General features: G+C 71.9%; 13 protein-coding genes. 7 read left to right on the forward strand and 6 right to left on the reverse strand.

The window, feature by feature from the left end; all coding sequences use genetic code 11:
* Window positions 1–19 precede the first annotated feature (19 nt).
* Together ABT015_RS31280 and ABT015_RS31285 are read right to left on the reverse strand one after the other, a co-directional pair.
* A complete protein-coding gene (locus ABT015_RS31280; protein WP_350885132.1) occupies window positions 20–220 on the reverse strand; it encodes a hypothetical protein in 201 nt (66 codons plus the stop codon).
* A gap of 196 nt (window positions 221–416) precedes the next feature.
* Window positions 417–1316 carry an SCO4651 family lipoprotein gene (locus ABT015_RS31285; RefSeq protein WP_350885134.1) on the reverse strand — a complete coding sequence of 300 codons (900 nt, stop codon included), beginning with the start codon at window positions 1314–1316 and terminating at the stop codon, window positions 417–419.
* Window positions 1317–1478: 162 nt separating this feature from the next.
* Here ABT015_RS31285 and ABT015_RS31290 point away from each other — a divergent pair, with 162 nt between their 5' ends.
* On the forward strand, window positions 1479–1676 hold the full coding sequence (locus ABT015_RS31290; protein WP_350885136.1) for a hypothetical protein: 198 nt from the start codon (window positions 1479–1481) through the stop codon (window positions 1674–1676).
* 14 nt (window positions 1677–1690) lie between these two features.
* Here the strand turns inward: ABT015_RS31290 and ABT015_RS31295 are convergent, their stop codons facing one another.
* Together ABT015_RS31295 and ABT015_RS31300 are read right to left on the reverse strand one after the other, a co-directional pair.
* The gene (locus tag ABT015_RS31295; protein ID WP_350885138.1) at window positions 1691–2404 is read right to left on the reverse strand and encodes a phosphatase PAP2 family protein; all 714 of its coding nucleotides are present in this window, start codon (window positions 2402–2404) and stop codon (window positions 1691–1693) included.
* Between the two features lie 184 nt (window positions 2405–2588).
* On the reverse strand, window positions 2589–3755 hold the full coding sequence (locus tag ABT015_RS31300) for an NlpC/P60 family protein (RefSeq protein WP_502897448.1): 1167 nt from the start codon (window positions 3753–3755) through the stop codon (window positions 2589–2591).
* A 317-nt stretch (window positions 3756–4072) separates the two neighbouring features.
* Here ABT015_RS31300 and ABT015_RS31305 point away from each other — a divergent pair, with 317 nt between their 5' ends.
* The 6 genes from ABT015_RS31305 to ABT015_RS31330 all read left to right on the forward strand — a co-directional run bounded on the left by ABT015_RS31305 (window position 4073) and on the right by ABT015_RS31330 (window position 11695).
* A complete protein-coding gene (locus ABT015_RS31305; protein WP_350885142.1) occupies window positions 4073–4423 on the forward strand; it encodes a DUF8827 family protein in 351 nt (116 codons plus the stop codon).
* Window positions 4424–4591: 168 nt separating this feature from the next.
* On the forward strand, window positions 4592–5407 hold the full coding sequence (locus ABT015_RS31310) for a hypothetical protein (protein WP_350885144.1): 816 nt from the start codon (window positions 4592–4594) through the stop codon (window positions 5405–5407).
* 28 nt (window positions 5408–5435) lie between these two features.
* Window positions 5436–6683: a hypothetical protein gene (locus tag ABT015_RS31315; RefSeq protein WP_350885146.1), complete on the forward strand. Its 1248-nt coding sequence runs from the start codon at window positions 5436–5438 to the stop codon at window positions 6681–6683.
* Window positions 6684–6690: 7 nt separating this feature from the next.
* Window positions 6691–8265, forward strand: a complete 1575-nt coding sequence (locus tag ABT015_RS31320) for an SCO6880 family protein (protein ID WP_350885148.1) — start codon at window positions 6691–6693, stop codon at window positions 8263–8265.
* Between the two features lie 54 nt (window positions 8266–8319).
* Window positions 8320–9669 (forward strand): ATP-binding protein, encoded by a 1350-nt coding sequence (locus ABT015_RS31325; protein WP_350885150.1) that lies wholly within the window; start codon window positions 8320–8322, stop codon window positions 9667–9669.
* A 226-nt stretch (window positions 9670–9895) separates the two neighbouring features.
* On the forward strand, window positions 9896–11695 hold the full coding sequence (locus tag ABT015_RS31330) for a bifunctional metallophosphatase/5'-nucleotidase (RefSeq protein WP_350885152.1): 1800 nt from the start codon (window positions 9896–9898) through the stop codon (window positions 11693–11695).
* A gap of 74 nt (window positions 11696–11769) precedes the next feature.
* Here ABT015_RS31330 and ABT015_RS31335 read toward each other — a convergent pair whose 3' ends face one another.
* Together ABT015_RS31335 and ABT015_RS31340 are read right to left on the reverse strand one after the other, a co-directional pair.
* Window positions 11770–13284 (reverse strand): HAMP domain-containing sensor histidine kinase, encoded by a 1515-nt coding sequence (locus ABT015_RS31335; protein WP_350885154.1) that lies wholly within the window; start codon window positions 13282–13284, stop codon window positions 11770–11772.
* On the reverse strand, window positions 13281–14051 hold the full coding sequence (locus ABT015_RS31340; protein WP_350885156.1) for a response regulator transcription factor: 771 nt from the start codon (window positions 14049–14051) through the stop codon (window positions 13281–13283). The genes ABT015_RS31335 and ABT015_RS31340 overlap by 4 nt, the downstream gene beginning before the upstream one ends.
* Window positions 14052–14057 lie beyond the last annotated feature (6 nt).

Below are 14057 nucleotides of genomic sequence, written 5' to 3' on the forward strand. Positions count from 1 at the left end.
CCCCCTGGCCGGGAACGCCCTAACCGTCGGCCTGCCGCCAGGCCTCGCCGTCGGTCCGCCCCGACTCGATCCGGTCGAGCAGCACCTCGTCGATCCGCTCGGTCGGCAGCCGGTCGCCGGTGCTGGCCGTCGCGGCGATCATCAGCTCGCCGGCCAGATCGATCTCGTCGAGGGCCGCGTCGTCGTGGCCGCCGCTGCGGCCGCCCGTGGACGACACCACCTGCACCACCCCTTCAGTGCCTCGCCAGCCCGGGCGGCAGCCACCCGACGTCCAGCCTAGGCACTTCGGAGCCCGTCCACATGGCACGGACGGGCCATCTCGGCGCCGCCGAAACGGGTGACCACCGCTCCCCGGGCGGCCACCCGCTCCGGCGGCGCCCCGGTTCGCCCCGGCGCCGGAGCCCTGCCCCGGCGGCCTACTTCGGGCTTTCCGAGGGTTTCATCGCGTAGATGTCCGAGGCCGGCGGCTCGGCCGCCTCCACCGGCTTGCCGAAGTCCGTCACCGAGGTGGTCGACGTCACCTTCACCTGGTCCTTGGCCTCCTTCGAACCGGCCACCCCGGCGAAGGTGAACACCTCGACCACCTTGTGCAGCCGGCCCTGGTCGTCCAGCCAGGCGTCGTACGGGACCTCCTTCACGGTGAAGGTCTGGGCCCCCATCCGCAGGCCGTCCCCGCCGCGGCCGCCGGTCGCGTCGGCCGCCTTGGCCAGGTCCAGGGTGCCGCGGTAGTGGTGCAGCGCCACCCCGTCGACGGTCTCGGTGCCGACCGCCTCCGCCTTCTGCGCCCCGCGCAGGGCGCCCGCCGCCGAGGCCGGGTCGGTGGCGCCGCTGCTGACCAGGTTGCCGTCCGGCAGCTGGCGTACGTCCAGCTTGACCCACTTGCCCTCGGGCACCTTGGCGCCGCTGTTCTGCAGGTAGACGGTGCCCGGCAGGACCACCTCGACGATCTTCCCGGTGGTCGCCGCGCCCGGCGGCACCTGGACCTCCAGCCGGCCGACCCGCTTCACGTAGTCGTAGCCGCCCGTCCCGGTGAAGACGGCCTTCTTCTCGGACGACTCGGTGACCAGCTCGGTGGCGCTGTGCGCGGAGCCGGTGCGGCCGGTGATGTCGGCGGTGTTGCGCACCGCCGTCAGCGGGTCCGCGGCGAGCTGGTCGGGGGGACCGGACTGCCGGTCGGAGGAGCCGCCGCCGGTGCCGGCCGCGCAGCCGGCGGACAGGCCGGCCAGGGCGGCGGCGAGCAGGGCGGCCCCGGCCGCCGAACGCAGATGCGGCCGCGGACGGCGCCCCGGCCGTCCGCCACGCTGCTGGTCGGTCATCTTCATCCTCGCGACAACCCCCTCGGGCCCGACTGCCCTGCCGACACCACCAGGTGAACAGAGCTCTTTCCGGGCAAACGAGTTGAGCCGCGAAGGGTTACGCGGAAGAGGTCTTGTGGACGGCATCGCGCGCCCGGCGCCCGGCGCGTTACGGTGAACCACGTGCACAGTGAGCTGCCGGCCTCCCCCGGCACCGCCCGGATGCCCGAACACCGCGTCGCGGTCAGCGAGCGCGGTTCCTTCGCCTTCGCGACCTGCAGCTGCGGCTGGTTCTCACCGGCCCGCCGCTCGCGCGACCTGGTCCGGCGCGAGGGGGACGACCACCTCGCCCTCGCCGGGAACGGGGGCGGACCGGGGTAGCCGGGCCGGGCGGCTCACGCCGCCAGATCGGACTCCGGCGGCTGCTCCTCGGAGCGCACCGCCCCGCGCTCGCGCCCGCGCCGCCGACCGCGCGGGCCGCCGCCGGCGCGCTCCGGCGCCCGGATCAGCGGGGCGAGGGCGGTCCGGCCCAGCGCGTGGCAGAGCGGGACGAGCACCGCCATCGCGATCGGCGCCAGCAGCAGCACCACCGCGGCGGCGAGCGCGAAGCCGCCGATCACGTCGGTCGGGTAGTGCACGCCCATGAACATCCGGCAGAAGCCCTGCAACAGGGCCAGGCCGCCGGCGATCCAGCCGAGCCGCCGGTTCACCAGGAACAGCGCCACTGCCACGCCCATCGTCATGGTCGAGTGGTCGCTGACGAAGGAGTGGGTGCCGGCCTTGCCGTCCACCAGCACCAGCAGCCCGCCGTGGTCGACGAACGGGCGCGGGCGGTTCACGATCGCGGCGATCGGCAGGTTGGCCAGCTCGGCGATGGCGACGGAGAGCGGCACCCAGAGCAGCCCGGCGACGGCCACCGGCGCGTCCGGGCGGCGTCTCGCCTGCAGCCAGGCCACCAGGCCCAGCATCGCCAGGCCGATCAGGATGCCGTACTCACCGATCCACGAGACCAGGTGGTCCAGCCACTGCGGGGAGCGCTTGGCCAGTCCGTTGACGGCGTAGAGCAGGCCGAGGTCGGGGTTGGTCGTGTCGGCAAGCGGCGTCGACACGCCGCACCTCCTTCTGGTCCGCTGCAGCTGTTCGATCCGGTCGGGGCCCTCCCCGTGCGGGAAGCTGACGGTGGGCCATCGGGACCAACGTCATCGCCGGGGCACAGCGTTCCACGGAAACGCGCGGTTATGGAAACTTGACTCAGCGTCCACAGGGCACTCACACCTCGGGGCCACGGGCGGCTCAGTTCTTCGCCGCCGGCCGCCCCGCCCCGGCGGGGTCCGGGCCGGTCGGGGCGGGTGGCGCGGCGGCCGCGGGCGGTCCGGCGGCGGGCCGGGTGGCGGCGCTGCCGGGGCTCGGCAGGGCTGCCGGGGCCACCGGGGCCGAGGGGGTGGTCGCCGCGGTCGGGCCGGTCGGGCCGGTCGCGCCGGTCGGTGCCGTCGAGCCCGGGCGGCTCGGGGCGCTCACGGAGCCGTCCGCGTTGCGGGCCGGCAGCGCCTGGGCGCCGTCCGAGGTGACCCGGGTCGCGCCGATGTACTCCCTGGTGTCGATCTTGTCGTAGCGGATCACCGCGCCGGTGTGCGGCGCGTTGATCATGTAGCCGCCGCCCACGTAGATCCCGACGTGGTGGATGCTCCGCGGATCGTTCAGGTCCGTCGCCCAGAACACCAGGTCGCCCGGCCGCAGCTGATCGCGCGACGGGTGCGGCCCGGCGTACCACTGGTCGTTCGCCACCCGGGGCAGCGTGATGCCCACGCTGGCGTACGCCGCCTGGGTCAGGCCCGAGCAGTCGAACCGCCCGTTCTGCGAGGGCAGCCCCTCCCCGCCCCACAGGTAAGGCGTCCCGAGCTTGCTCTGCGCGAAGTAGATCGCCCCGGCCGACTGCCCGGACACCTCCACCGGCGCCGTGGGCACCGAGAAGCTGCGGGCCATCGCCTGGATGTTCCTCACATAGCCCTGGGTCTCCTTGTACGGCGGCACCCCGTTGTACTTGGTCACCGCGTACGGGCCGGCGTTGTAGGCGGCCAGCAGGTTGGCCTGCCGGTCGCCCGGGACCTTGGCGACGTCCTTCGCGAGCGCGCAGTCGAAGGTGGCCGCCGAGGCGATCGCGTCCAGCGGGTCCCAGACGTCCTTCTTGCCGTCCCCATTGGCGTCCGTGCCGTACGCCGCCCAGGTATCGGGCATGAACTGCGCCATTCCCTGTGCCCCGACGCCCGATTGGGCCTTCGGATCGAAACCGCTTTCCTGGTAGAGCTGTGCCGCGAGCATCGGCGGCGAGATCTCCGGGCAGAGCGCGCCCCACTGCTGGATCGGCGCCTGGAACGCCGCCGGGACCGTCCCCGGCGAGAGTGCGGCGCGATTCGCCGACTGCTGCGGCGTCCCACTCGCCGCGAACGTCCCCACCGTCACCAAACCCAGCAACCCGAACGTCACAACTCCCGCAGCGGCGGCGGCCGTACCGGCCTTCCGGAGTACCATCAGCACCATCCCGACGAATCGTCAGTCGAAGTGTTCCGGAAGGCGTTGCTCACCGCAATCATCAGAGATACAAAGAGTGAGCGCTATCCTTCGTACGGTGGACATCCTCGCGTACGTGCCCGGTGCCTCACGACCAATCCGCGAGAAGTAGCCAAGTCGACATCAGATCTGGCCAAGAATAGGTACCGACCCTTCGCGCGGGCGGGGTCAGGGCCCTTGAATTTGCCTGATCGGGCGGTGAGATGGAAATGAACCTGAGCAGCGTGCACACGAACGCGATCGGCCACCTGGCCGAAGACCCTCCAAAGAAGCCGAATATCGACACCATCATCGGCGGGATCGCCCCGGACTGGGGCCCGTTCGCGACCCTCGGGTCGGAGGCCAGGGTGATGGTCGAGGTCATCATGGCCGTCGCCATCCTCATCTGCCTCGGCATCGCCGTCTGGGGGGCGGCCAAACAGCGAATCGGTGCGACCGCGATGCGCGACAGCTTCGGCGCCGAACAGGGCAAGGGGCTGATCGTCGCCGGTCTGACCGGCGTGTTCATCATTGGATCACTCGGCACTCTGTTCACCATTGTCTACGGCATGGCGATCTGACGATCGGACAGCAGTAGCCAGGCCCGCCCGCCCCGGGGCCAGGTCCCCGTCCGGACCGCCCCGAGCCCACCCGCCAGCAGTCCACCCCCCGTTCCCACCCTCCGTCCGCGCCCGCCCCCGGCGGAGGGCCCCCGGAGCCCCCCGGCTCCCCGCACCAGGAGGGCCGCCGTGCCGTTGTCCGACGACCAGCCGCACACCCGTACGCGGCTGCCGGTCGGCGAACAGCCCTCCTCCCAGCCGACCCAGCGTCAGGCCCGACCGCTCCGCACCCTGCTGACCGTCCTCGTCGTCGTCACGCTGCTCGTTGTGGCCATCGCCATCGCCAACCGCGACAAACCCGACCCCGGCGGCACCGGCGGCTCCGCCGACCACGCCGCCCCCACCGCGCCCGCCGGCGCCGGCCCCGCCCCCAGCGGCGACCAGCCCGTCGGCACCACCACCAACGGCATCGGATCCGGCTACCCGCACACCGACCAGGGCGCCCAGTCCGCCGCCGCCAACTACGCGGTGGCGATCGGCTCCGCCGACATGTTCCGCGCCGACAGCCGCCACACCATCGTCGCCACCATCGCCGACCCGGGCGCGGTCTCGGCCCTGCAGAGCCGCCTGGACCAGGGGTTCTCTCCCGAGACGGCGGCCAGGTTCGGGGTCGATGCCCAGGGACAGCCGCCCAAGGGCATGGCGTTCGTCAGCCGGACCGTCCCGGTCGGGACCAAGAGCAGCAGTTACACCGCGGAGAGCGTCAAGGTCGATGTCTGGTGCACCGGGTTGTTCGGACTGGCCGGCGAGCGTTCCACCAGGCCGGTGTCCGAGGAGTGGTTCACCCTGACACTCAGCCTGCGGTGGACCGGGACGGACTGGAAACTCGCCGACTTCAGCCGAGCAGCCGGTCCGGCGCCGGTTCCGCCGGACCAGCAGGCCGCAACCGCCGAGGAGATCACTGGTGCCGTCGAGCAGTTCGGAGGCTTCCGTTATGCCCGCTGACGGTTGTCCCGGTTTCGTAGGGCGGGGCATGAGCCGCCTGGCCGGCGGGGCGCTGTTCGGCGTCCTTACGGTGGTCCTGACGGCCCACCGCGCCATGGCCGAGCCGTCGCCGACCCCTACCTCAGGGGCGACCAACACGAGTTGCCCGGGTGTTCCCCTGCCCGGTAACGACGTCTACTGCGCTCCGGGCGGCTCCGGCGCGCTCCCGGGCGGTGGGGCCATCGGGAGTGTGGCCGATCCGTTGGGGTCGTTGGCCAAGGGGTGTGCCCAGGCGGCGGCTTGGGTGGTGCGGAAGCTGTCGAGCGCGATCGACGGGACGACGCAGGTGGACTTCACCAACGCGTCGTTCCTGCAGCAGTACGCGGTGGTGTTCGCCGTGTCGACGGTGATCACGCTGGTGCTGTGGCTGCTGGCGGTGACGAAGCGGGCGGTGCGGGGGGCGCCGTTGGCGACGGCGTTCACGGAGGCGATCGGCTTCCTGTGGCTGACCGTCGTGGCGTCCGCGTTCACGCCGCTGATCCTCTACACCGTGGTGAGCGTGACGGACGGGCTGACCAAGGGGATCGCGGTGGGGACGAAGTCGGACACCGGGTCGTACCTGGGCGCGTTCGCCGACACCCTGGAGAAGGGTGACATGGGCGGTGGCCCGCTGATCCTGATCATCGTGTCGCTGGTGGCGGTGCTGGCGGCGGCGGTGCTCTGGATCGAGCTGCTGATCCGGGCGGCGATGCTGTACGTGGGCGCGCTGCTGGGTACGGCGGTGTACGCGGGGTTGGTGGACAAGCAGCTGTGGAAGCACGTGCGCCGGTGGGCGGGGGTGATGGTGGCGGTGGACCTGGCGAAGCCGATCATCGTGGTCATCCTGGGTCTGGCGGGCGCGGTGGCGTCGGGGGCCGGGGCCAGCGACGACTTCGCGCGGGTGCTGTCGGGGCTGGCGATCCTGTTCCTGTCGATCTTCGCGAGTGCCGCGGTGTACCGCTTCGTGCCGGGCTTCGGCGACGAGATCATGAACATGCGCCATGCCCGGGCGAGCGCGGTGTCGGCCGGATCGGCGATGATCAACGGCACCGCGAACCTGATGAAGCAGGGCATCACCACTCACGGTGACCGCGGGCCGGTCGGTGCGGGTGGTGGCGGCGGCGGGGGTGCGGGCGGCGGTTCGGTCGCGCCGGGCATCGCCGCGCACGCCGGACGGACGCCGGCGCCACCACCGCAGGCCGGGCCGCCGCAGACCTCGGTTCCGATCCGGGACAGCAACTCAGCGAAGGGAGGGTGACGGGTAAGTGAGCAGTGAACCGCTCGGCCAGTACGGAGCCCAGTACGCCCAGCCGTACGTGCACCAGCGCCGCACCTACCTGATCGGCAAGGCCCGCCCGAACGCGCCGATCGGCCGCAACCGGGAGTCCGGCGAGATCGTCCTGATCATCTTCGGGGCGTTCCTCGGCATGCTCTGGGGCCTGCTGATGCCGATCCTGCCGCTGCGGATCGGCGGCCTGATCGGCCTGCCCATGGTGGCCATCGCGGCGGTGTACGTGCCGTACCGCAGGCGGACGTTCTACAAGTGGGCGGAGATCAACCGCACCTACCGCCGGACGGTGCGGAGCGGCCGGTCGGTGTGGCGCTCGGACGTGATGGACGCCGGGACCCGGATGGACGGCCGTGAGGTGGAGGTCGGCCCGCCCCCCGGGGTGGGGCGGCTGCGCTGGCTGACCGCGCCGTTCGGGCCGGACGAGGTCGGGGTGCTGATGCACCTGGAGCGGCGGACGGTGACGGCCGCGATCGAGATCGAGGGCCCGGGTGTCGGCCTGCGCGACTCGGAGGACCAGGAGGCGCTGGTCGACCGGTTCGGCACGCTGCTGAAGCACGTCGCCAACGGGGACGGCTTCGTGACCCGGTTGCAGATCCTGGCCCGGACGCTGCCGGCCGACCCGGACGCGCACGCCAAGGACGTCGAGCGGCGCGGGGACCACGACGCGCCGCGCTGGCTGCAGGACTCGTACGACCAGTTGCAGTCGATGGTGTCGACCTCCTCGGAGCAGCACCGGGCGTACCTGGTGGCGTGCATGCACTACACCCGCGATCTGGCGGCCGAGGCGCACGCGATGGGCCGTACGGCGACCGGCCGGCGGGCCCGGGACGACGAGGGGCTGGCGGCCGTGATGGCGCGCGAGCTCACCGACATCTGCGCCCGGCTGGCGGAGGCGGACATCCGGGTGCGCCAGCCGCTGGGCCAGGCCCGGCTCTCCTCGCTGCTGCACTCGATGTACGACCCGGACCACCCGATCGACCACATCCAGGCGATGTCCCGGCGCAACGCCTGGCCGGCCGAACTGGACGCGACCAACCCGCAGTACCTGGAGGCGAAGACCCGCGAGTCGGCGACCCGGGAGCCGTGGTGCCACGCCACCGCGTGGATCAAGGAGTGGCCGCTGACCCCGGTGGGGGTCAACTTCCTGGCGCCGCTGCTGGTGCACACCCCGGACGTGATCCGGACGGTCGCGGTGACGATGGACCTGGAGCCCACCGACGTCGCGATCGAGCGGATGCTGACCGAGAAGACCAACGACGAGGCGGAGGCCAGCCGCGCGGCCAAGATGAACCGGACGGTCGACCCGCGCGACCTGGCCCACACCGGCCGGGTGGACCAGCGCGGCGACGACCTGGCCTCCGGCGCGGCCGGCGTGAACCTGGTCGGCTACATCACGGTGTCCTCGCGCAATCCCGACGCGCTGGCCCGGGACAAGCGCACCATCCGGGCCTCGGCCGGCAAGAGCTACCTCAAGCTGGAGTGGTGCGACCGCGAGCACCACCGGGCCTTCGTCAACACCCTGCCGTTCGCGACCGGCATCCGCCGCTGACACCCGGTCCGCACCGCTCCACCACCGCCCGTCGACCAGACCAGGAGGCCGTACATGGCGCTCGGCAACCTCTCCGAGGCGTTCACCAGCCTGATGTTCGGCAAGGTGGAGACCACCCGGCTGCCGGTGCGCACCTCCACCGGCCAGGCGCAGGCGGTCTACCTGCCCACCGCAGCGCCGGGGCTGGGTGACTCGGGCGTGATCATCGGCCGTGAGGTGTACAGCGGCAAGGGGTACGTCTACGACCCCTTCCAGCTGTACGGGCAGCAGCTGCCGGCCCCGCACTGGCTGGTGCTCGGCGAGTCCGGCAACGGCAAGTCGGCGCTGGAGAAGACGTACGTGCTGCGGCAGTTGAGGTTCCGCGACCGGCAGGTGGTGGTGCTCGACGCGCAGGGCGAGGACGGCGTCGGCGAGTGGAACCTGATCGCCAACGCGCTCGGCATAAAGTCGATCCGGCTCGACCCGATGGCTGCCCGGGACGGCGGGGTGAAGCTCAACCCGCTGGACCCGGCGATCACCCAGACCGGCCAGCTGTCGCTGCTGCGCACCATCGTCGAGGTGGCGATGGGGCGGGGTCTGGAGGAACGGGCCGGGTTCGCGCTGAAGGCCGCGCACGCCCATGTGGTGGCAACGGTGAAGGACCGTCAGCCGGTGCTCGACGACATCATCGACACCCTGCGCAGCCCCGAGCTGTCCTCGGTGGAGTCGCTGGGCGTGGCGGTGGACGAGGTGCAGTCCTGGGGCCTGGACGTGGCGCTCGTGCTGGACCGGCTGGTCGACGGCGACCTGCGCGGCATGTTCGACGGGTCGACCACCGACGGCATCGACCTGGACGCGCCGCTGATCGTCTTCGACCTCTCGCACATCGACCGGAACTCGATCGCGATGCCGATCCTGATGGCGATCGTCGGCGTGTGGCTGGAGCACACCTGGATCCGGCCGGACCGGAAGAAGCGCATCTTCCTGGTCGAGGAGGCCTGGCACATCATCAACAGCCCCTTCGTGGCGCAGCTGTTCCAGCGGCTGCTGAAGTTCGGCCGCCGGCTCGGGCTCTCCTTCGTCGCGGTGGTGCACCACCTGTCGGACGTCGTGGACGGCGCGGCGGCCAAGGAGGCGTCGGCGATCCTGAAGATGGCCTCCACCCGGACGATCTACATGCAGAAGGCGGAGGAGGCGCGGGCCACCGGCCGGGTGCTGGGCCTGCCGCGCTGGGCGGTGGAGATCATCCCCACCCTGTCGCCGGGCATCGCGGTCTGGGACGTCAACGGCAACGTCCAGGTGGTCAAGCACATCATCACCGAGGCCGAGCGGCCGCTGGTGTACACCGACCGTGCGATGACCGAGGACGCGGTGGCCGAACGGGACCGGGCCGAGCGGCAGTTGGCGGCCGAGCCGGGGGTCTGAGCGGCCGGTCGGGGATCCGGGCGGTTCTGCCGGGCGGGGCCGGGGGGCCCGGACGGGGGCAGCGGCCCTGGTCGGACGGCGACGGTTCGTCAGGAGGTAATCCTCTCGTTACGTTCGACGTCCTGACAGCTACGCGCGTTGACTCTAGGCTTCACAGGCGAAACACATCGCCCAGACGCCCGGTCAAGTCCACAGCGGGCGCTCCTCCAAGGTGCAGGGGACCCTCATGCTCACCGTCAGATCCCGACGCGCGGCGCTCGCCGTCGTCGCCGCCGCAGGTCTGTTCGGCACGGTGGCCGTGCCGACGGCCGCGCAGGCCGCCGACGCCAACGCCAAGCGTCACAAGACCGTCAACCTCCAGCTGCTGGCGATCAACGACTTCCACGGCAACCTGGAGCCCCCGGCCGGTTCGTCCGGCACCATCCGGGAGATCGACCCGGCCACCGGCAAGGAGGTCTCGACCCCGGCCGGTGGCATCGAGTACCTGGCCACCGAGCTGCGCAAGGCGCGGATCCCGGCCGACGACTCGATCACCGTCGCGGCCGGCGACATCATCGGCGCCAGCCCGCTCACCTCGGCGCTCTTCCACGACGAGCCGACCATCGAGGCGATGGACAAGCTCGGCCTGGACGTCACCTCGGTCGGCAACCACGAGTTCGACGAGGGCGCGCAGGAGCTGCGGCGCATGCAGGACGGCGGCTGCCACCCGGTCGACGGCTGCTACGAGCCCGGCCGCACGTTCAAGGGCGCCAACTTCAACTACCTGTCGGCCAACGTCACCGACGAGAAGACCGGCAAGCCGCTGCTGGCCCCGTACTGGGTGACCAAGTCCCAGGGCGTGAAGGTCGGCTTCATCGGCGTCACCCTGGAGGGCACGCCGAACATCGTGACCGCCGAGGGCGTCAAGGGCCTGAAGTTCGCCAACGAGGTCACCACGATCAACAAGTACGCCGCCGAGCTCAAGGCCAAGGGCGTCAACTCGATCGTCGCGCTGATCCACGAGGGCGGCTACCCGGCCAGCAGCGTCTACAACTACGACTGCGGCCCGGCCGGCCAGGGCATCTCCGGTCCGATCGTCGACATCTCCAGGAAGCTCGACCCGTCGATCGGCGCCATCGTCACCGGCCACACCCACAACGCGTACGCCTGCACCATCCCCGACCCCAACGGTGTCCCGCGCTCGGTCACCAGCGCCGCCTCCTTCGGCCGGCTGTACACCGAGATCGACATGAAGCTGGACAAGACCACCGGCGAGATCGTCCGCCCGACGGTCAAGGCCGAGAACCACGTGGTGCGCCGCACCGTCGAGAAGGCGCCCGACATGACGGCGCTGGTCGACCACTACTCCAAGCTGGCCGCGCCGATCGCCAACCGGCCGATCGGCTACATCGCCTCGGACATCAACGGCCGCGGCAACAGTGACCTGGAGAAGCCGCTCGGCGACCTGATCGCCGACGCGCAGGTGGAGGGGCTCGCCCCGGCCGCCAAGGGCGGGGCGCAGATCGCCTTCATGAACCCCGGCGGCATCCGCGCCGACCTGGTCTACAAGGCCTCCGGCGCCGAGGGCGACGGCGTGGTGACCTACGGCGAGGCGTTCACCGTCCAGCCGTTCACCAACATGATGCAGGTCAAGACGCTCACCGGCGCCCAGCTGGTGCAGCTGCTCCAGCAGCAGGTCAGCGGCTCCAACGAGGCCGCGCCGAAGATCCTCCAGGCGTCCTCGGGCCTGCACTACACCCTGGACATGCGCAAGACCGGCGCGGACCGGGTGGTCGTCGACTCGATCCGGCTGAACGGCGCCCCGATCGACCAGGCCGCCAAGTACCGGGTCGCGGCCAACGAGTTCCTGGCCGGCGGCGGCGACGGCTTCCCGGCCTTCGCGGCCGGCACCGACAAGCTCGTCGGCGCCTCCGACCTGGACGTCTTCGCCGCCTACCTGGGCGCCCACAGCTCGGCGGCCTCGCCGCTGAAGGCCCCGGCGCAGGACCGGATCAAGGTCATCGGCCCGGGCGTCGACATCGACTGACCGTGAGCCGGTGGAGGGCGGGCGGGGCGCTGTCGGGGCGCCCCGCCCGTCCTGCGTCGTCCGCCCGTCCCGCTCTACTCGGGGGTGGGGCCGCCGGGCAGCCGGACGGTCGCCAGCGCGCCCGGGCCGCCGTCCCCGACCGGGCCCAGCGACACCTCGCCGCCCGCCTCCCGGACGCTCTGCGCGACGATCGACAGGCCCAGGCCGGAGCCGGGCAGCTGCCGCGAGGACGGCGAACGCCAGAACCGGTCGAACACGTACTGCAGTTCCTCCGGCGGAATGCCGGGGCCGTGGTCGCGGACGGTCAGCACGCCCTGCTGGAGCCGGACTTCGATGGTGCCGCCGGGCGGGCTGTACTTGACCGCGTTGTCCAGCAGGTTGATCACCGCGCGTTCGAGCCCGGGGGCGTCGCCGTGCACGAACCAGGGGTCGGTCGCGGTCTCGAAGACCAGCCCCGGGCCGCGCAGCTTCGCCCGCTCGACCGCCCGCCCGGCGATCTCGTGCAGGGCCACCACGGTGGGGTTGTGGACCGGCTTGGGGGAGTCCGGGCGGGACAGCTGGAGCAGGTCCCCGATCAGGACGGTGAGTTCCTGCATCTGCGCCTTCATGTTGCCCAGCAGCTTGGTCTTGGTCGCGGCGGGCAGCGGGCGGCCCGTGTCGTTGCTGCGGATCAGCAGGTCGACGTTGGTGCGCAGCGAGGTGAGCGGGGTGCGCAGCTCGTGCCCGGCGTCGGCGATCAGACGGGTCTGCCGCTCGCGGGAGTTGGCGAGGGCGGTGCTCATCGAGTTGAAGGAGGTGGAGAGCCGGGCGATCTCGTCGTCCCCCTGGACGGGGATGGTGGTGCCGACCTCCTCGGTGCGGGCGATGTGCTCGACGGCGTCGGTGAGTTGGTCGACGGGCTTGAGCGCGGACCGGGCGACCACGCGGCCGGCGATGGCGGCGAGGATGATCCCGCCGAGGGCGACGCCGCCGAGGATGAAGGCGAGTTGCCGGAGGGACTCCCCGGCGGCCTGTGTGGAGGTGGCGACCAGCACCAGTGCGGTCGGATAGCCGAGGACTTCCGAGGGGGCGCTGGTCACCAGGACCATGGCGGGCTTGCCGTTGGTGTAGTGGCCGTCCCGGATGATCGACTGGCCGGGCTTGAGGTTCAGGACCTTGCTGTCGTCCGTCTGGACCAGGATCGCCTTGCTGGCGCTCATCGGCAGGCAGACCAGCGGGGGCCGGGTCGGGCCGAGCAGGACGTACTGGGTGTCCCGGGGGACGGAGGCTCCGACCGGGGGCTGCCGGACGTTGCTCTGGAGGTTCCGGAGGGCGGACTGGGGGGTCGCCGCGCAGTCGCTGATGTTGATCGGGGGGAGCTGGACCCGGATGTTCTGGAGGTCGCTGCGGATCAGCCCGTACATCCGCTGTTCCACGATGAACCAGCAGGCCAGCGCCGACAGGGCGATGGCCACCGCGACCGCGGCCGCGCTCAGGAAGGTGAGGCGGCTGCGGAGGGAGCGGGAGCGGAGCCAGTGGGTGAGGCGCCGGCGGCGGGGGACGCCGGGTGGAGCCAGTGGCGGGGGCGGGTAGGGCGTGGGGGAGGTCACGTGGTGGCGCCGGCGGCCGGGCGCAGGGCGTAGCCGACGCCGCGTACGGTCTGGATGAGGCGGGGCATGCCGCCCTGCTCGGTCTTGCGGCGCAGGTACATCACGTAGACGTCCAGGGAGTTGGAGGAGGGTTCGAAGTCGAAGCCCCAGACGGCCTTGAGGATCTGTTCGCGGGTGAGGACCTGGCGGGGGTGGGCGAGGAACATCTCCAGCAGCATGAACTCGGTGCGGGTGAGTTCGACGGGCTTGCCGGCGCGGGTGACCTCGCGGGTGGCGGTGTTCATCCGCAGGTCGCCGAAGGCCAGCACCTCGCTCTCGTCCTCGGCGGCGGCGCGGGCGGCGGCCTCGGTGGCGAGGGCGTTGCGGCGCAGCAGGGCGCGGACGCGGGCGAGCAGTTCGTCGAGTTCGAAGGGCTTGGCGAGGTAGTCGTCGGCGCCGACGTCCAGGCCGGTGACGCGGTCGCCGACGGCGTCGCGGGCGGTGAGCATCAGGACGGGGACGGTGTCGCCGCGGGAGCGCATCCGGCGGACGGCGGTGAGGCCGTCCATCCGGGGCATCATGATGTCCAGCAGGACGAGGTCGGGCCGGTCGCGTTCGACGGATTCCAGGGCCTCGTAGCCGTCGGTGGCGGTGGCGACCTCGTAGCCCTCGAAGGCGAGGCTGCTCTCCAGGGCGTCCCGGAGGGCGGGTTCGTCGTCGACCACGAGGAGCCGGGCGGAGGGGTGGCCGGCCTCGGCGGGGGTGCGGTCGTCGGCGGACGGGGTCATGGGCTG

This window comes from Kitasatospora sp. NPDC094016 (assembly GCF_040304045.1).
GTDB lineage: Bacteria > Actinomycetota > Actinomycetes > Streptomycetales > Streptomycetaceae > Kitasatospora.

Excerpts from the sequence above, each read along its gene's own strand:
- ABT015_RS31285 (WP_350885134.1), bottom strand. The coding sequence starts at position 1,316 with ATGACCGACCAGCAGCGTGGCGGACGGCCGGGGCGCCGTCCGCGGCCG.
- ABT015_RS31305 (WP_350885142.1), top strand. The coding sequence starts at position 4,073 with ATGAACCTGAGCAGCGTGCACACGAACGCGATCGGCCACCTGGCCGAA.
- ABT015_RS31315 (WP_350885146.1), top strand. The coding sequence starts at position 5,436 with ATGAGCCGCCTGGCCGGCGGGGCGCTGTTCGGCGTCCTTACGGTGGTC.
- ABT015_RS31325 (WP_350885150.1), top strand. The coding sequence starts at position 8,320 with ATGGCGCTCGGCAACCTCTCCGAGGCGTTCACCAGCCTGATGTTCGGC.
- ABT015_RS31330 (WP_350885152.1), top strand. The coding sequence starts at position 9,896 with ATGCTCACCGTCAGATCCCGACGCGCGGCGCTCGCCGTCGTCGCCGCC.
- ABT015_RS31340 (WP_350885156.1), bottom strand. The coding sequence starts at position 14,051 with ATGACCCCGTCCGCCGACGACCGCACCCCCGCCGAGGCCGGCCACCCC.